Consider the following 13755-nt stretch of genomic DNA (forward strand, 5'->3'; position numbering starts at 1 on the left):
GCAAATCGCGCCGCGGCGCACTCGAAATGACGCTCTTGGCACTTTCCTGAGCAAATCCTATGCTTTGGAATTAACCGTGCAGCACAAAACGGTAGCCGAACCGCTTTGAAAATGCTTACCTTTGCTGCGATGCGTTGCATATTGCCCTGCGGCGATGCCGTCGGGGTTCCAGGTTCTTCGGCGTTGAAGTGAGAGCCCATGGCAAAATCTGAACAACCGACCACGATCAAGAAATACGCGAACCGGCGGCTCTATAATACCGGTACGAGCACCTATGTGACGCTCGAGGATCTCGCGGCGATGGTGAAGGAAGGCGAGGATTTCCTCGTCTATGACGCAAAGACCGGCGACGACATCACCCGCTCCGTGCTGGCGCAAATCATCTTCGAACAGGAAAACAAGGCCGGGCAGAACCTGCTGCCGACCACCTTCCTGCGGCAGCTGATCCGCTTCTATGGCGACAGCATGCAGATGGTGGTGCCGAAATATCTCGAGCAGTCGATCGATACGCTGACCCGGGAACAGGAGCGATTCCGCAAGCAGATCGCGGGCGCCCTGAGCGGCACGCCCTTTGCCCCCTTGGAGGAACAGGTCCGCCGCAACATGGAGCTGTTCCAGCAGACCTTCTCGATGTTCAAGCCGTTCGTGCCGCCGCGCGGCGGCGCCGAGACCGAGAAGGTGCCGGAGCCCACGCCCGATGACGGCAACATCGACGACCTTCGCCGCCAGATGAAGGACATGCAGGAACGCCTCGAGCGCATGTCGCAGCCGACGAAGAAGGACGAGTAGGTTAGTCGTCTCGACACTCACCCACCGTCGCCCCGGCGAAAGCCGGGGCCCACAACCACAAATGTCGGTTGTTTGAAGGAAGCGTCTGCCAGATCGCTTGATTGAGAAGCTGCAGCGTATGGGTCCCGGCTTTCGCCGGGACGACATCGTTAGCTCCGCCAGCGACAGTGAATCAGCCCGCAGCCGGCGCGGCCTTCTCCGCCGGCACGTTCCACGGCCGGTCCGGCGAGGCGAGGCCGATCAGGCGGCCCTGGATGAAGTCGCAGCCCCACTCGCGCAGCATCACCGCGGCTTCTTCGTCCTGCACCCATTCGGCGACCGTCTTGATTTCAAGGCGGCGCGCGAGATCGATCAGCGTCTGAACAAAGGCGCGGTCGTCGGCCGAGCGCACGATGTTCTGCACGAAGGCGCCGTCGATCTTCACGATATCGACGCCGAGCTTGCGCAAATTGCGGAACGAGGTGTAACCGGCGCCGAAATCGTCGATCGCGATCCGGCTGCCGAAGTTCTTCAGCCGCGTGACGAAGCCGCGGACGTCGTCGATATCCTGGATCGCGACCGTCTCGGTGATCTCGACGATCAGCCGCTCACCAACGCCGGGATGCGCGCGCATCAGCGATTCGATGGTGGCCCACCAGTCCGGATCCATCGTGGTGTCGGGCGAGATGTTGAGGCTGAGCTGCACGCCAGGGGCGGCGGCGAGTTCGGCGATCGCAAGCTCCAGCACACGATGATCGACCAGCCGGATCAGGCCGAGCCGCTCGGCGACCGGCACGATATCAGGCGCGAGCAGCGCGCGGCCGTCATCCTGCTCCATGCGGACCAGGCACTCGTAGAACGAAGGCTGCCGCGAGCGCGCATCGACCACAGGCTCGAAGCCGATCACGATGCGGCGCTCGTTCAGCGCGGTGACGATCTCGTCGGTGACGCGGATGTTGACGCGGCGCTGCGCATCGCGCTCGACATTCGGCTTCCACAGCGCGAACGACCCGGCGCGGCGGCTCTTGGCGGCGTCCAGCGTCTCCTGGGCGCGATTGACCGCCTGCTCCGCCGACTTCGCATGGCGTGGGACGGTGACGGCGCCGATCGAGACCGTCACCGACACCGGACCGGACTTGGTCGGCACCACCTCGTCGCGGACCGCAGCGAGGAAGCGCTCGGCCGCGACATTGGTGTCGTCGACGGTGCAGTTGCGCAGGATCAGGCCGAACTTGTTGCCGGAGAAGCGGCCGAGCATGTCACCGCTGCGCAGCCGCGCGCGGATCCGCTTCGCGACTTCGGCGATGACGGCGTCGGCGACATCGAAGCCGAAGGCATCGTTGACACGCGCCAGGTGATCGATGCCGATCAGCATGAAGGCGCAGGAGGTGCGGAAGCGCGCGCACTCCTCGATCGCCTCGGCGATCGAGGCGATCAGATGGGTGCGGTTGAGCTCGTTGGTCAACGGATCATGCCGCGACAGTTTCAGCAGCTGCTCATCGCGGGCGTGCCGTTCATTGTTGATGCGGACAACGCCCTGCACGTGCGCCGGCCTGCCGTCGGCGCCGGCAAACCAGCAGCCGGTCTCCTCGATCCAGATCAGCGGCGCAGAGGTGACGGCCCGCACGCCGTATTCGATCCGATAGGGGACGCCCTCCCCGCCGCGCACTGGCACGGGCTGACCGAGCGCATCTGATCGAACCGAACGCAATGGCTCGATCAGCTTTGCGAGCTCGGCGCCGCTCGCGAGCGCCGCGACCGGAATATCCGGAAAGACCGTCGCCACATTGTCGCTCCAGGCAATCGCGTCGGTCGCCAGGTCCCAGGCGAATGTCGCTTGGCCGAGCGAGGCAAGGATGCTGGCAGCTGGCGGGACAGGGGACATCGAACATGTCTCGATTTGGGACGGCACCCGGTGATTCTACACGCCCTCAAGATAGTGGTTCCGGCGAATCCAACGCTAGGAGAAGTTGATAAATAATCTGGAAACCACGTTTTGGACTGTCCGGGAACGAACTGGGGATGGCGGGCATGACCCTTGCCATGAGGGTGTTGCGGAGGGGCGCAACGTCCCAAAGTATGACGCTCCAACGGGTCGCAGGCGATGCTCGATATCGATCAATCAGAAATCCTGGACGGCGAGGTCACAGACGAGGCTGAGCCCGCCGGCGATGCTGCGGCGACCAGCACGGCCTTGGTGCCGCTGGCCGCGACCACCCATTGGGCGCCCAAGGTCCCGCTGCCGCACGCCGATCCGTCGTTTGTTGCTCACCTGATCGCAACCGCCGCCCACGAACCGCAGACGCGCGGACTGCGGCGTGGGTCATTGGCCGATGTGCAGAGCGCGTACGGCCCGCATGTCGACGAACGCCGCAGCGTCGCGCGGCGTACCCGGCAGATCATCTAGGCAAGTTATCCAAGGGAGTTCAGCGCTGCGGCGCGTCCGACGACGGTTGGCCGCCCGGCTGCAAATCCGGTGACGTGACCGTCGGCTTTGGCGCGGACTGATCAAGCAGCACGGATTCCGCAACCGATGTCGCGGTGGGGACGGCTGCGGCCGGCGGTGGCGCGGCAGGCGCAGGTGTGGCGACAGGCGCCGGCTCGGGCCGCGGCGGGGCTGACTCCACGACCGGCGCGGGCTGGGGCGCCTCGGTCGCTGCGGGCTGCGACTTGCTGAGGCTCGGCGCCGCGACCACCGCACGGCGGCGGGTGCGTAGCGCAATTCCGGAAATGAAATCGACCAGCGCCAGCAGCGTGAGCAGGCAATAGGTCGAGTTGCCGAATTTCGGCCAGAGCACGAATTCGGCGGCGGCCGCGCCGAACACGATCAGCGACAGCAGATGATCAGTGAGATATTTCGCGCCGGGGCGCGCGCCCTTGATGACCTCGAGCAACAACAGCAGCACGCCGGCGGCGAGCAGCATGTCGCTGAGCGTGATCTGCCACTGCTCACCCGACAGCAATGCCAGCCTGATCAGCGGGTCCGTGAAGGACACGCCGGGCATCAGGAAAGCGATGATGTTGTAAACCGCGAGCGGAACGAGCAGCAGCGGAAAACCGACCATCGGGCTTGCGCCTTATTCAGGGAGAACCAGCAATGCGGCGACGGCATCGGCCTCGCCGCGGACGCGCCCGTTTTGGCCGTACTCGTTGGCCGAATTCAGGCGCAGCGCCGCATGGCTGCGGCGCATGGGCCGAATGTCCGATCAGGACTCTTTCTTGGCCTTCAGGACCTGGCGGCCCTTGTACATGCCGGTCTTCAGGTCGAGATGGTGCGGACGGCGCAGTTCGCCGGAGTCCTTGTCCTCGACATAGGTCGGGGTCTTGATCGCATCGGCCGAACGGCGCATGCCACGGCGCGACGGCGAGGTTTTTCTTCTGGGAACGGCCATGACGGTGTCCTCTAGGGGTGTTGCGGAGGCATCGTCCGAAATGCGGACGGGCTCAGCGCTTCGAAGCGCAAGCGGCGATGCCGGTAAGGCCGCGCTTATAGAGGAAGGGATCGCGTAAATCTAGGCCCGGAGACAGCAAAATCCGCCCGAAATCGCGCTCAGGAGCCGCGATTTTCGCGCCAGCAGCGCGTCACGGAGTTGGCCCGGGCCATGTAGGTGCCGGACAGCCTGCGGACCCCCGGACCCGGGTTCCGGGCACTTCTTTTGACCGGATTCGGCAGGATCGCCGCCAACAGCGCCGCCTCCCGGGGTGACAGCTCTGCCGCCGACCGGCCAAAGGCATATTGGCCACCGGCCTCGGCGCCAAACTGCCCGGATGGCCCCATTTCCGCGATGTTGAGGTAGATTTCCAGAATCCGCTGTTTCGGCAGCACGAAATCGATCCAGAGCGCCAGCGGCAGTTCCAGCCCCTTGCGTATCACGCTGCGGCCGGACCACAGGAACAGGTTCTTGGCCACCTGCTGGGTGATGGTCGAGCCGCCGCGGGCTGCCTCGCCGTCCCCGGCGTCGTCGATCACCTCGCGCAGCGCACCCCAATCGACGCCCCGGTGCTTGCAGAAATGGGCGTCCTCCGAGCCGACCACGGACCGCGGCAAATAGGGCGACATGGCGCCGAAATCGATCCAATGCCGCGTGACCGGGGCCCCTCGCAGGGTCCGCCACGCCATCAGGGCCGAAACTGGCTGACCGGTGCGGTAAAACGGCGTCACCAGATAGGGCAGCAACAGCAGGGCCAGCAAAAGCAGCAATAAAATCCGGACAATGCGCAAAGCGAGGGTTTCCGGGGAGGACCTTTCCAGGGAGGATTCGGGACCCGCCCGCCAGAACACGGCCGGCACCGTTAGACGTCTGTGGGATAATTCACGGTTTTTCCAGCACTTTTAAGGCGCAATCCGTCGCAGGGCGGGAATTGACGAAGCCGATCCCATCAACGATTGTCCGGCCGAAAATCGATCTGGAGCAATTCTTAATGACGACCGGTACTGCAGAGTTTTCCAAGCGGCTGGACCAGACCGCGGAGGATACCGAAGCCCTGCTCGCCAAACTGCTGTCCGATGCGACCGAGAGCGACGAGATCGTGCGGCCGAAGCGGCTGATCGAGGCCATGCGCTACTCGAGCCTCGGCGGCGGCAAGCGGCTGCGGCCGTTCCTCGTGGTCGAGAGCGCCGCGGTGTTCGGCATCCCGCGCGAATCCGCCCTGCTGGTGGGCGCAGCACTTGAATGCATCCACTGCTATTCGCTGATCCACGACGATCTGCCCGCGATGGACAATTCCGATCTGCGCCGCGGCCGCCCGACCCTGCACCAGGCCTATGACGACGCCACCGCGATCCTGGCCGGTGACGCGCTGCTGACGATTGCCTTCGACATCATCACCCGCGATGCGATCCACAAGGACGCCCAGGTGCGCCTGCTGCTGACCCGCGCGCTGGCCCGCGCCTCCGGCATCGGCGGCATGGCCGGCGGCCAGATCCTCGACCTCGCCGGCGAAGGCCGCTTCGGCGACCGCGAGCCGGTCGACGTCGCGCGCCTGCAGCAGATGAAGACCGGCGCGCTGCTCCGCTTCGGCTGCATCGCCGGCGCGATCCTCGGCCAGTCCTCGCAAAGCGAATACCAGGCGCTCGACGATTACGGTAAAGCGCTCGGCGAAGCCTTCCAGATCGCCGACGACCTGCTCGACGTCGAGGGCGACGCCGCCGCACTCGGCAAGCCGGCCGGCGCTGACGCCGCGCTCGGCAAGACCACATTCGTCACCCAGCTCGGCATCGACGGCGCCAAGCAGCGCGTCAGCGACCTCTTGGCGCGCGCCGACGCCGCGCTGTCGGTATTCGGCAGCCGGGGCGCCGTGCTGCGCGCGGCCGCCCGCTTCGTCGCAGAGCGCAAGAACTAGATCATGATGCGAATCGCATCATGATCTAATCTCCTTGTCTGAGCATGATCTTTTCGGAAAACCGGGCTCCACTTTTCCGGATCATGCTCTAACCGAAAGCAAAGCACGAAATGAGCAAGGAGCTCGACGATCGCCTTGTTCGTTTCCGCAAGCTGCCGATGCCGGTCCGCGTGGTGGTGGGCCGGCCGCGCACCTTCGTTTCGATCGCGGTCGGCATTGCCGTCGCGCTGCTGATCCCCGGCTCGACGCGCCTCGTCACGCGCATGCTCGCCGGCTGGGACGCCTTTGCCGCGCTCTATCTCGTGCTCGCCTATGTGATGATGCTGCGCTGTGGCGTCGCCCACATCAAGCGCAGCGCCATATTGCAGGACGATGGCCGTTTCCTGATCCTGCTGCTGACCGCGTTCGGCGCGCTGGCAAGCCTCCTGGCCATCGTATTCGAACTCGGCGCATCCAAGGGCAGCCCGGCCGGACTGGCGGCGGCAATCGTCACGATCACGCTGTCATGGGCGGTGGTTCACACCGCATTCGCGCTGCACTACGCCCACGAGTTCTACCGCGGCAAGACGCCCGGCGGATTGCAGTTTCCGAGCGGCGACGAGCATGCCGACGCCGATTACTGGGATTTCGTCTACTTCTCGTTCGTGATCGGCATGACCGCGCAGGTCTCCGACGTCGGCATCACCGACAAGGTCATCCGCCGCACCGCGACCGTGCACGGCGTCATCTCGTTCGTGTTCAACACCGCGCTGCTGGCCCTGATGGTCAACATCGCCGCGAGTGCGATCTAGTCCAGCGGCTTGATGAGATGCGCGCGCAGGGCCGTCGGCAATTGACGTCGCGCGGATTTATTCCCTGCTTTGCGTCACGTGCTCCTGATATTGCGGCAGGCCGTCCGTTATCGTGTACCACGGCGCCTTGGAGCCGACGAAGATATGGGCACTCGGCCGGATTGCCGGCACATCGCGCAGCGTGCCCATCGCGACATGGACATAGGCGCCGTCGCGGACCCGCGAATAGAGCAGCGAGCCGCAGCGGCCGCAATGCGCGTCGTGGGTGACCTCGTCGCCGTAGATCAGGAGACCGTCGCCGCCGCTGACGACGGTGAATTTTTCGCGCACGATTCCCGCGAACGGCTTGAACGCCGATCCGGTGGTGCGCCGGCAATTCGAGCAGTGACAATTGAGCGCATAGGCAAAGGCGTCGGCCACCTCGTAACGCACGTCGCGGCAGAAGCATTCGCCTGTCAGGATCCGATCGTTCGAATTTGCGTTCAAATTTGCAGATGCGGTCACAACTTGCCCCCTCACGCGGAATTTTGCCGCCGGCCATGGCGCAATCCGGCGGTTCATGCCTAAATTCCAGATCATGATGCGCTTCCACGGAATCGCATCATGATCTCATCTCTTTGTTTGAGCATGATCTTTTCGAAAACCGGTTTCCACTTTTCCGGATCATGCTCTAGCAGATCAAATCCTGCCGGGAGGACAAACCAATGAGCCAAGATCGATCCAGCGTCGAAAACGTCGTGCAAACCTATTTCGACGGCCTCTACGAGAGCAATGCCGACAAGCTCGCGACGGCCTTTCATCCCAGCGCCGACCTGCGCTGGGTGGACAGCGGCGAGCTGAAGGTCCTCAGCGTGCCGGACTGGCTCGCTCTGGTGCGCAAGCGGCCGTCGGCGAAGGCCGAGGGCAAGCCACGCGAGGACTTCATCGTCACCATCGACCGTTCCGACGACAACACCGCCTTCATCAAGGTGCGCTGCCAGCTGCCGCCGCGCTATTTCACCGACTATTTGGTGGCGATGAAGCTCGCCGACGGCTGGCAGATCGTCTCGAAGTCCTACCGCTACGATCAGCGGGACTGACCGGGGGGCCCACCGCATCCCTGCGACGGCTTTATGACACGCCCCAACGGTCCGGCTCCGGCCGGACCGCATTGACTGGCGCTGGTTTCCGGGCGAATTGAGCCCATTATGGAAGCCAAGTTTCAGATCTTTCTCACTTTGCTCGGCGTGCTGGCGGGAACCGCGCTGGTTGCGCGGCGGACCGATATCGCGCCGGCGATCCTGCTCCTGCTGGTCGGCGTCGTGCTTGCCTTCGTGCCGGGCATGCCGTCGCTGGAACTGCCGCCGGAGCTGGTGCTTCTGGTGGTGCTGCCGCCGCTGATCTATTCGGCGAGCGTCGCGATGAGCTGGCGAGAGTTCAAGGCCAATCTACGGCCGATCATCCTGCTGTCGGTCGGCTGCGTGATCTTCACCGCTTTCATGGTCGCAGCCGCGACCCACTATCTGATCGGCCTGCCCTGGAGCGTCGGCTTCCTGCTCGGCGCCATCGTGGCGCCGCCGGACGTGGTGGCGCCGCTTGCGATCGCACGCAAGCTCGGCATGCCCCGGCGCATCCTGGTGGTGCTCGAGGGCGAAGGGCTCGCCAATGACGCGACCGCACTGATCCTCTACCGCTTCGCGCTGGCCGCCATCACCACCGGGCTGTTCTCGCTGCCGAAGGCGACCGGCACCTTCCTCGTCATCGTCGCCGGCGAGATCGCGTTCGGCACCGCAGTCGGCTGGCTCAGCCTGCGCGCGCGCCGCCGCGCCAGGGATCCGCAGGTCGAGATCACGCTGTCGCTGATTACCCCCTATCTCGCCTACTGGATCCCCGAGCATTTCGGCGGCAGCGGCGTGATCGCAACCGTCGCCTGCGGCCTGTATATGAGCTGGAACGGACCGCTGTTGATCTCGGCCGCAACACGCCTGCAGGGCATCTTCTTCTGGGACTTGATCATCTATTTGATCGAGGGCCTGCTGTTCCTGCTGACCGGCTTCCAGATGCGCTCGCTGTACGAGAAGTCGAAGTCGTTCCCGCTGCACGACATCCTCACCGCCACCGTGCTGGTTGCCGTCATCGTGATCGTCGCGCGCTTCCTCTGGGTGTTTCCCGGCACCTATCTGCCGCGCTGGATCAGCCGGCGCGTGCGCGAACGCGATCCGCTGCCGTCGTGGCGAGCGGTGTTCGTGGTTGCCTTCACCGGCGTGCGCGGCGCGGTCTCGCTCGCCGCGGCGCTGGCGCTGCCGCTGACACTGCCCGATGGAGACGCCTTCCCGTACCGCGACCTGATCCTGTTCGTCGCCTTCGGCGTGATCTTCGTGACGCTGGTCGGGCTCGGCCTCGGATTGCCGCCGGTGGTGCGCTGGCTCGGCCTCGCCAAGGACGGGCGCAGCGAGCATATCGCCGAGCACGAGCAGGAAATCACGGCCCGGCGCGAGGCGTTGAACGCCGCGCTGAAGTCGCTCGATGCCATCACCGACGACCGCGAGCTCTCCGACGAGGTGATCAAGCTGCTGCGTTCGCGGCACGAGATCCGCATCAACCAGCTGCCCGACGCGCTCGACCCCGACCAGCACGACGTCTCCGCCACCGGCACCGAGCTGACGCGGGAGCTGATCTCCTCCGAGCGCAAGTTCATCCATATGCTGCTGCGCGACGGCAAGATCACCGACGAGACAAGGCGGCGCATCGAGCGCGACCTCGATCTGGAGGAGGCCAGCCTCTCCAACCGCGAGTATCGCCGGATTCCGTTGTAGCGGTATCCCTCCCCACGTCGTCGTCCCGGGCAAGCCAACGGGTCGGCGCAAAGCGCCGCCCGATGACAGGCTCCGCGCGACCCGGGACCCATACCCACAGGGCGTTGTTGTGCGCGACGCTGTGGTCCCAGCTCGCTCGATCCCACGTCCTGTGATTATGGGTCCCGGCCCCCGTGCGCAATTGCGCACTAGGCCGGGACGACGGCAAGAGTTACTCCGCCGCGGCGTTCTGCCCGGGACCGCCGACGAAGCCCGCGGGATCGCCGAACCGTTCGACCATCACGGCGGCCAGGTCCTTGGTCTTGCTGGTGACGCAGGCGCCGGAGCGCACGGTGTAGCGATCCTGGTGCTTGGCGTGCGGCGGCGGCTCGCCCTTTTGCAGCGCGCGGGCCGCCTCCATCACCAGTTTGCGGAAATGCATGATGCCGAGATCGGTCGGGCCGAGATGCTCGCGGGTGCGGTCGGCGATCGGGCCCTGGCTGTCCTGCACCGCGGCGTCCTGCTCGGAGACGCCCTTGATCCCGGTGTAGCTCTTGGTCCGCTGCAGCTTGCGGTCGATCAGATAGTCGTTTGCCTTGTTGCGCAACGGCACATAATTCTCGTCGACAACAGCCATCACGCCGTTGCCATTGGCGTAGCCGTCCCGCTCGGCGTCGGTCAGCGGCCGGTCCGGATTCCAGGCATAGGTGTAGATCCAGCAATTGGTGTCTGTGACAGGCACGAAGGTCTGGCCGAACATGTTCTCGCCCGGCATCGAGCTCGGCGCGTAGCTGTGGAACGGCATCAGGAACTGGGCGATGCGCCAATAGATATTGTCGCCGCCGGTGAGCCGCCCGCCCGCCACCGTCAGCCCCGCCTCATGCGGATTGATCTTGATCACCGGCCGCGGGTCCTCGGCGATCCACCGCATGTGATCGGTCGCGACCCGCGTCAACGGGTTCACGAAATGCTTCTTGATGTCGAGGATCTCGTTCTCCTCCTTCTCGAAGGAGAGATGCGCGAAGGTGAAGTGCGCGGTATCGATCGAGCCTTCCACCGCCTGCACCCAGTTGCAGTCCTGCCACTTCTTGGTGACGAAGCGGTGCGAGGCCGGCAGCAGCGCCATCTCCAGCGCCGGCAATTCCGGCATCGCCTCGACCGGGCCCATATAGGCCCAGATCATCTCGCCCCATTCGCGCACCGGATAGGACTTGATGCGGATCAGGTCCTTTGCATTGAGGTCCGGATAGGACGTCGGCATGTCGACGCAGCGGCCGTCGGTGTCGAACTTCCAGCCGTGGTAGACACAGCGGATGCCGCATTCCTCGTTGCGGCCGAGCCAGAGATTGGCGCCGCGATGCGGGCAGTATTGATCGATGACGCCGACCACGCCCCGCGAGTCGCGAAACGCCAGCAGCTCCTCGCCCATGACAACGATCTTCTTCGGGTCGCTGTCGGGTTCCGGCAGCTCTTCCGACAGCAGCACCGGAATCCAGAACCGGCGCAGCAATTCGCCCATTCCCGTTCCAGCACCGGATTCGGTGAGGAATTTGTTGTCTTCGGCGCGGAGCATGGCGTTTCCCCGGGAGTTGTTTTTGATTTTCCCGGAGCTTGGCGTAGCGGATGCGAGACGTCAATGCGATCGGCTGCGCGGCCGGCTATCCGTCCCGCGCGCCGATGGATTTGCGCCCATTTCCGCGCCAGCCGGTCCGCACCGCCGCGAAAGAGTTCAAGGCAGGCTGGCCCTGCAGCTCACGGCTTCACGTACGCCCACCCCTTCTCCTGCAGTTCCATCACGCGCACGACACCGGACTTCACGACTTCCGCCTGCTTGATGATCGGTATGGACTTGTTCTCGGACTTCTGCATCTTCTCCTGGGTGTTGCCGCAGGCCTTGAACGACACCTCGGGTGAACTGAGGGCCATTTCCTCGATGCGGGCCCTCACCGGCGACGTATCCTCGCGGAGCATGTGCAGGCCAGGGCCGAACGTGACCACCTCGATGCTCACCTTTTCGCCGAGGCCCTTGTAATATTCGGCCACGTTCGTTGCGTTGTTGAGCGTGAGATTCATGGCGGCAGGATCATTGGTGTTCACCTGCAGGACCAGATGATGCTCCTTTCCTTTCGGCGCCGCCGGATTGTGCATGCGCGCAAACGCGGAGCGCTTGCGCATTTCTGCCGTGGCTCGCGGCGCTTCAGGTTTCCGAGCGTCGCTCGCCGGGTCAGGCGAGGATTGCGCGGCCGGCACCCAGTACTTTCCACCTTGCCCGGCCACCGCCAATGACGTGGAAGCCAGCACAGCGATGGCACCCATCGCAATAAACTTCGCAACAGATTCAAAATAGCGCATCAAGCATCTCCATCTCGAAAAATCGGCGAACACACTTTTCAATTGCCGGGCCTTGCGACGGCGAGCGGCCATTTGCAGATCGCGGCCATCCTCGCGCGCATCGCGTCCAACCCCGCGAGCGAGAATGTTGCGTCATGAGCAGCCCCGGCACCGGGTGAGAGGTGGACAACAAGGACCGCGTTCTCGGGAAGTGATTGCAACAAGCGAACGGCATCGCCGGCGACGGCGACACCGGAACCAAACGACGGCATAGTTGCGGCGACCTGCGCCGGCTGACCGCCGTTGATGCGATAGGAAATCGTATAGCCGTCGCCGCGCCCCGAGATAGCGGGCCCCGCGAAGGACAATTCGGTCCGCCCGCCGCGACACCGGATCGACAGCTTCATCGACGCTTCCACAGAATCGTATGTCGTCGCGGTGGCGATCGGCGAATAATCGACGGGAGACGTCGTCTCGCTGATCGTCCAATTATCGGCTCTCGACGCTTCGCGGCGGGTCGGCGCAGTGGCGTGCGACAGCTTGTCGAGGCACTCCAGACGCGCTTCACGTTGCAGCTGGGAACAGGCGCGCAGCTGTGCCATGGGATTTTCCATCCCTTCCGCGAGGGCAACGCCGTTGATGGCGGCGGTTGCGGCAAGCAGCGGGACGGTGAGCCTCGTCATTGCGATGCCCGTGTCGTGTACGACTGACGATCGAGCCACGCCTGTGCGGCAGGGAAGCGCGTAAGACCAGGCACCGTCGCTCCGAGGTTGATCGATTTCCACTTCGGGTCGAAGCCCGGTGCTTGCAGCCTGTCGATACGCGAGAACAGATGATCGACGAAACGTGCAACACGCTCGAAGCGGTTGGTGTTGGCCGGCCAGTTGAAGGCAACGAGAGCGGTCGGCACGGCGATCGTGGCGACGCGATCACCCGGCTTGATCAGATTTGGGTAATCGGCTGCCTCGAGAGCTGCCGGCAGATAATAGTCCTCGAACTTCCTGTCATACGGGACTGGCAGGAACTTGAAGCCCGCTTCAAATCGGCCTTTCACAAACGCGTCGACCGGCTTCGATGTAATGAAGACGACGGCCGCCATTTCGCCTTTCCGCATCTGCTCGAGCGCAACCTGGTGCGGAATGAACGTCTTCTCGACCTCTATGCCGAGGCGACTGAAGATCAGCGGGCCTGAATAGGCTGCGGCCGTACCCTGGTTGTTGAAGTTCACCTTCTTGCCGGCGAGGTCGTTCAGACTCTGAATCTCCGGCCGAACGAAGATATGCAGCTCGGACGGAAACAGATTCAGGACATAGGCGATCCGTCGCTGGATGTCCGGTACCTGACTCTTGTATTCCTCGAGTGCGTCGGAATTGATGATCGCCGCGTCGATGCCGCGCAAATACAGCAGCGAGTTCAGATTCTCCACGGCTCCTCGCGTCACCACCGGCAGAACGTGCAGATTATCGCCGTCATCGGTCACGCGGGCCATCTCCGCGGCCAGGCGGATCGGCGCGCCCTCGAGAAGGCCGCCAGCGAGGCCCACGATCCAGGCATTCATGGCCAGAACTTCGGGCCTGGGCTGGGACGGTTCGGCCCGGATCAGGCGAGCCTTCTGAGGCCGATCATGCTGCGGCCGCGCATCCGCCGCGGGCGGCTGCGGCGCGACGAGCAACGACACCAGGGCCGCAAGCAGAAATAGCGGGCGCAATCCGGTAAACCTTTTCATCGGCGAGCTCCTTTGCACGACA

15 protein-coding genes are annotated in these 13755 nt (G+C 64.3%); 6 read left to right on the forward strand and 9 right to left on the reverse strand.

Features of this window, described 5'->3' with window-relative positions; all coding sequences use genetic code 11:
- Positions 1 to 198: 198 nt before the first annotated feature.
- The gene (phaR, locus tag ABIB78_RS30405; RefSeq protein WP_429031276.1) at positions 199 to 789 is read left to right on the forward strand and encodes a polyhydroxyalkanoate synthesis repressor PhaR; all 591 of its coding nucleotides are present in this window, start codon (positions 199 to 201) and stop codon (positions 787 to 789) included.
- A 172-nt stretch (positions 790 to 961) separates the two neighbouring features.
- On the opposite strand, the gene ABIB78_RS30410 is transcribed toward phaR, so the two are convergent.
- Positions 962 to 2653, reverse strand: a complete 1692-nt coding sequence (locus tag ABIB78_RS30410; RefSeq protein WP_429031278.1) for a putative bifunctional diguanylate cyclase/phosphodiesterase — start codon at positions 2651 to 2653, stop codon at positions 962 to 964.
- A gap of 219 nt (positions 2654 to 2872) precedes the next feature.
- On the opposite strand from ABIB78_RS30410, the gene ABIB78_RS30415 reads away from it, so the two are divergent.
- Positions 2873 to 3175 (forward strand): hypothetical protein, encoded by a 303-nt coding sequence (locus ABIB78_RS30415; RefSeq protein ID WP_429031280.1) that lies wholly within the window; start codon positions 2873 to 2875, stop codon positions 3173 to 3175.
- 19 nt (positions 3176 to 3194) lie between these two features.
- Here ABIB78_RS30415 and ABIB78_RS30420 read toward each other — a convergent pair whose 3' ends face one another.
- The 3 genes from ABIB78_RS30420 to mtgA all read right to left on the reverse strand — a co-directional run bounded on the left by ABIB78_RS30420 (position 3195) and on the right by mtgA (position 4990).
- Positions 3195 to 3833 (reverse strand): hypothetical protein, encoded by a 639-nt coding sequence (locus ABIB78_RS30420; RefSeq protein WP_429031282.1) that lies wholly within the window; start codon positions 3831 to 3833, stop codon positions 3195 to 3197.
- Between the two features lie 141 nt (positions 3834 to 3974).
- Positions 3975 to 4160, reverse strand: coding sequence for a 50S ribosomal protein L32 (gene rpmF / locus ABIB78_RS30425; RefSeq protein WP_021077536.1), 186 nt, complete (start codon positions 4158 to 4160; stop codon positions 3975 to 3977).
- 158 nt (positions 4161 to 4318) lie between these two features.
- Positions 4319 to 4990: a monofunctional biosynthetic peptidoglycan transglycosylase gene (gene mtgA, locus ABIB78_RS30430; protein WP_429031286.1), complete on the reverse strand. Its 672-nt coding sequence runs from the start codon at positions 4988 to 4990 to the stop codon at positions 4319 to 4321.
- A gap of 200 nt (positions 4991 to 5190) precedes the next feature.
- Here mtgA and ABIB78_RS30435 point away from each other — a divergent pair, with 200 nt between their 5' ends.
- A complete protein-coding gene (locus tag ABIB78_RS30435) occupies positions 5191 to 6111 on the forward strand; it encodes a polyprenyl synthetase family protein (protein ID WP_429031289.1) in 921 nt (306 codons plus the stop codon).
- Positions 6112 to 6221: 110 nt separating this feature from the next.
- Positions 6222 to 6902: a DUF1345 domain-containing protein gene (locus ABIB78_RS30440; RefSeq protein ID WP_429031291.1), complete on the forward strand. Its 681-nt coding sequence runs from the start codon at positions 6222 to 6224 to the stop codon at positions 6900 to 6902.
- A gap of 57 nt (positions 6903 to 6959) precedes the next feature.
- On the opposite strand, the gene ABIB78_RS30445 is transcribed toward ABIB78_RS30440, so the two are convergent.
- Positions 6960 to 7481 (reverse strand): GFA family protein, encoded by a 522-nt coding sequence (locus ABIB78_RS30445; RefSeq protein WP_429031293.1) that lies wholly within the window; start codon positions 7479 to 7481, stop codon positions 6960 to 6962.
- Between the two features lie 125 nt (positions 7482 to 7606).
- On the opposite strand from ABIB78_RS30445, the gene ABIB78_RS30450 reads away from it, so the two are divergent.
- A complete protein-coding gene (locus ABIB78_RS30450) occupies positions 7607 to 7981 on the forward strand; it encodes a nuclear transport factor 2 family protein (RefSeq protein WP_429031295.1) in 375 nt (124 codons plus the stop codon).
- A 108-nt stretch (positions 7982 to 8089) separates the two neighbouring features.
- The gene (locus ABIB78_RS30455) at positions 8090 to 9697 is read left to right on the forward strand and encodes a Na+/H+ antiporter (protein ID WP_429031297.1); all 1608 of its coding nucleotides are present in this window, start codon (positions 8090 to 8092) and stop codon (positions 9695 to 9697) included.
- Between the two features lie 211 nt (positions 9698 to 9908).
- On the opposite strand, the gene ABIB78_RS30460 is transcribed toward ABIB78_RS30455, so the two are convergent.
- The 4 genes from ABIB78_RS30460 to ABIB78_RS30475 all read right to left on the reverse strand — a co-directional run bounded on the left by ABIB78_RS30460 (position 9909) and on the right by ABIB78_RS30475 (position 13733).
- Positions 9909 to 11249 carry a Rieske 2Fe-2S domain-containing protein gene (locus ABIB78_RS30460; protein ID WP_429031299.1) on the reverse strand — a complete coding sequence of 447 codons (1341 nt, stop codon included), beginning with the start codon at positions 11247 to 11249 and terminating at the stop codon, positions 9909 to 9911.
- A gap of 179 nt (positions 11250 to 11428) precedes the next feature.
- Positions 11429 to 12028, reverse strand: coding sequence for a hypothetical protein (locus tag ABIB78_RS30465; RefSeq protein WP_429031302.1), 600 nt, complete (start codon positions 12026 to 12028; stop codon positions 11429 to 11431).
- A 38-nt stretch (positions 12029 to 12066) separates the two neighbouring features.
- Complete coding sequence (locus ABIB78_RS30470; RefSeq protein ID WP_429031304.1) at positions 12067 to 12690, reverse strand: hypothetical protein; 624 nt, start codon at positions 12688 to 12690, stop codon at positions 12067 to 12069.
- Positions 12687 to 13733 carry a TAXI family TRAP transporter solute-binding subunit gene (locus tag ABIB78_RS30475; RefSeq protein ID WP_429031306.1) on the reverse strand — a complete coding sequence of 349 codons (1047 nt, stop codon included), beginning with the start codon at positions 13731 to 13733 and terminating at the stop codon, positions 12687 to 12689. The genes ABIB78_RS30470 and ABIB78_RS30475 overlap by 4 nt, the downstream gene beginning before the upstream one ends.
- Positions 13734 to 13755: the final 22 nt, after the last annotated feature.

The sequence above is a fragment of the Bradyrhizobium sp. I1.14.4 genome (assembly GCF_050435825.1).
In the GTDB taxonomy this organism is placed as follows: domain Bacteria; phylum Pseudomonadota; class Alphaproteobacteria; order Rhizobiales; family Xanthobacteraceae; genus Bradyrhizobium.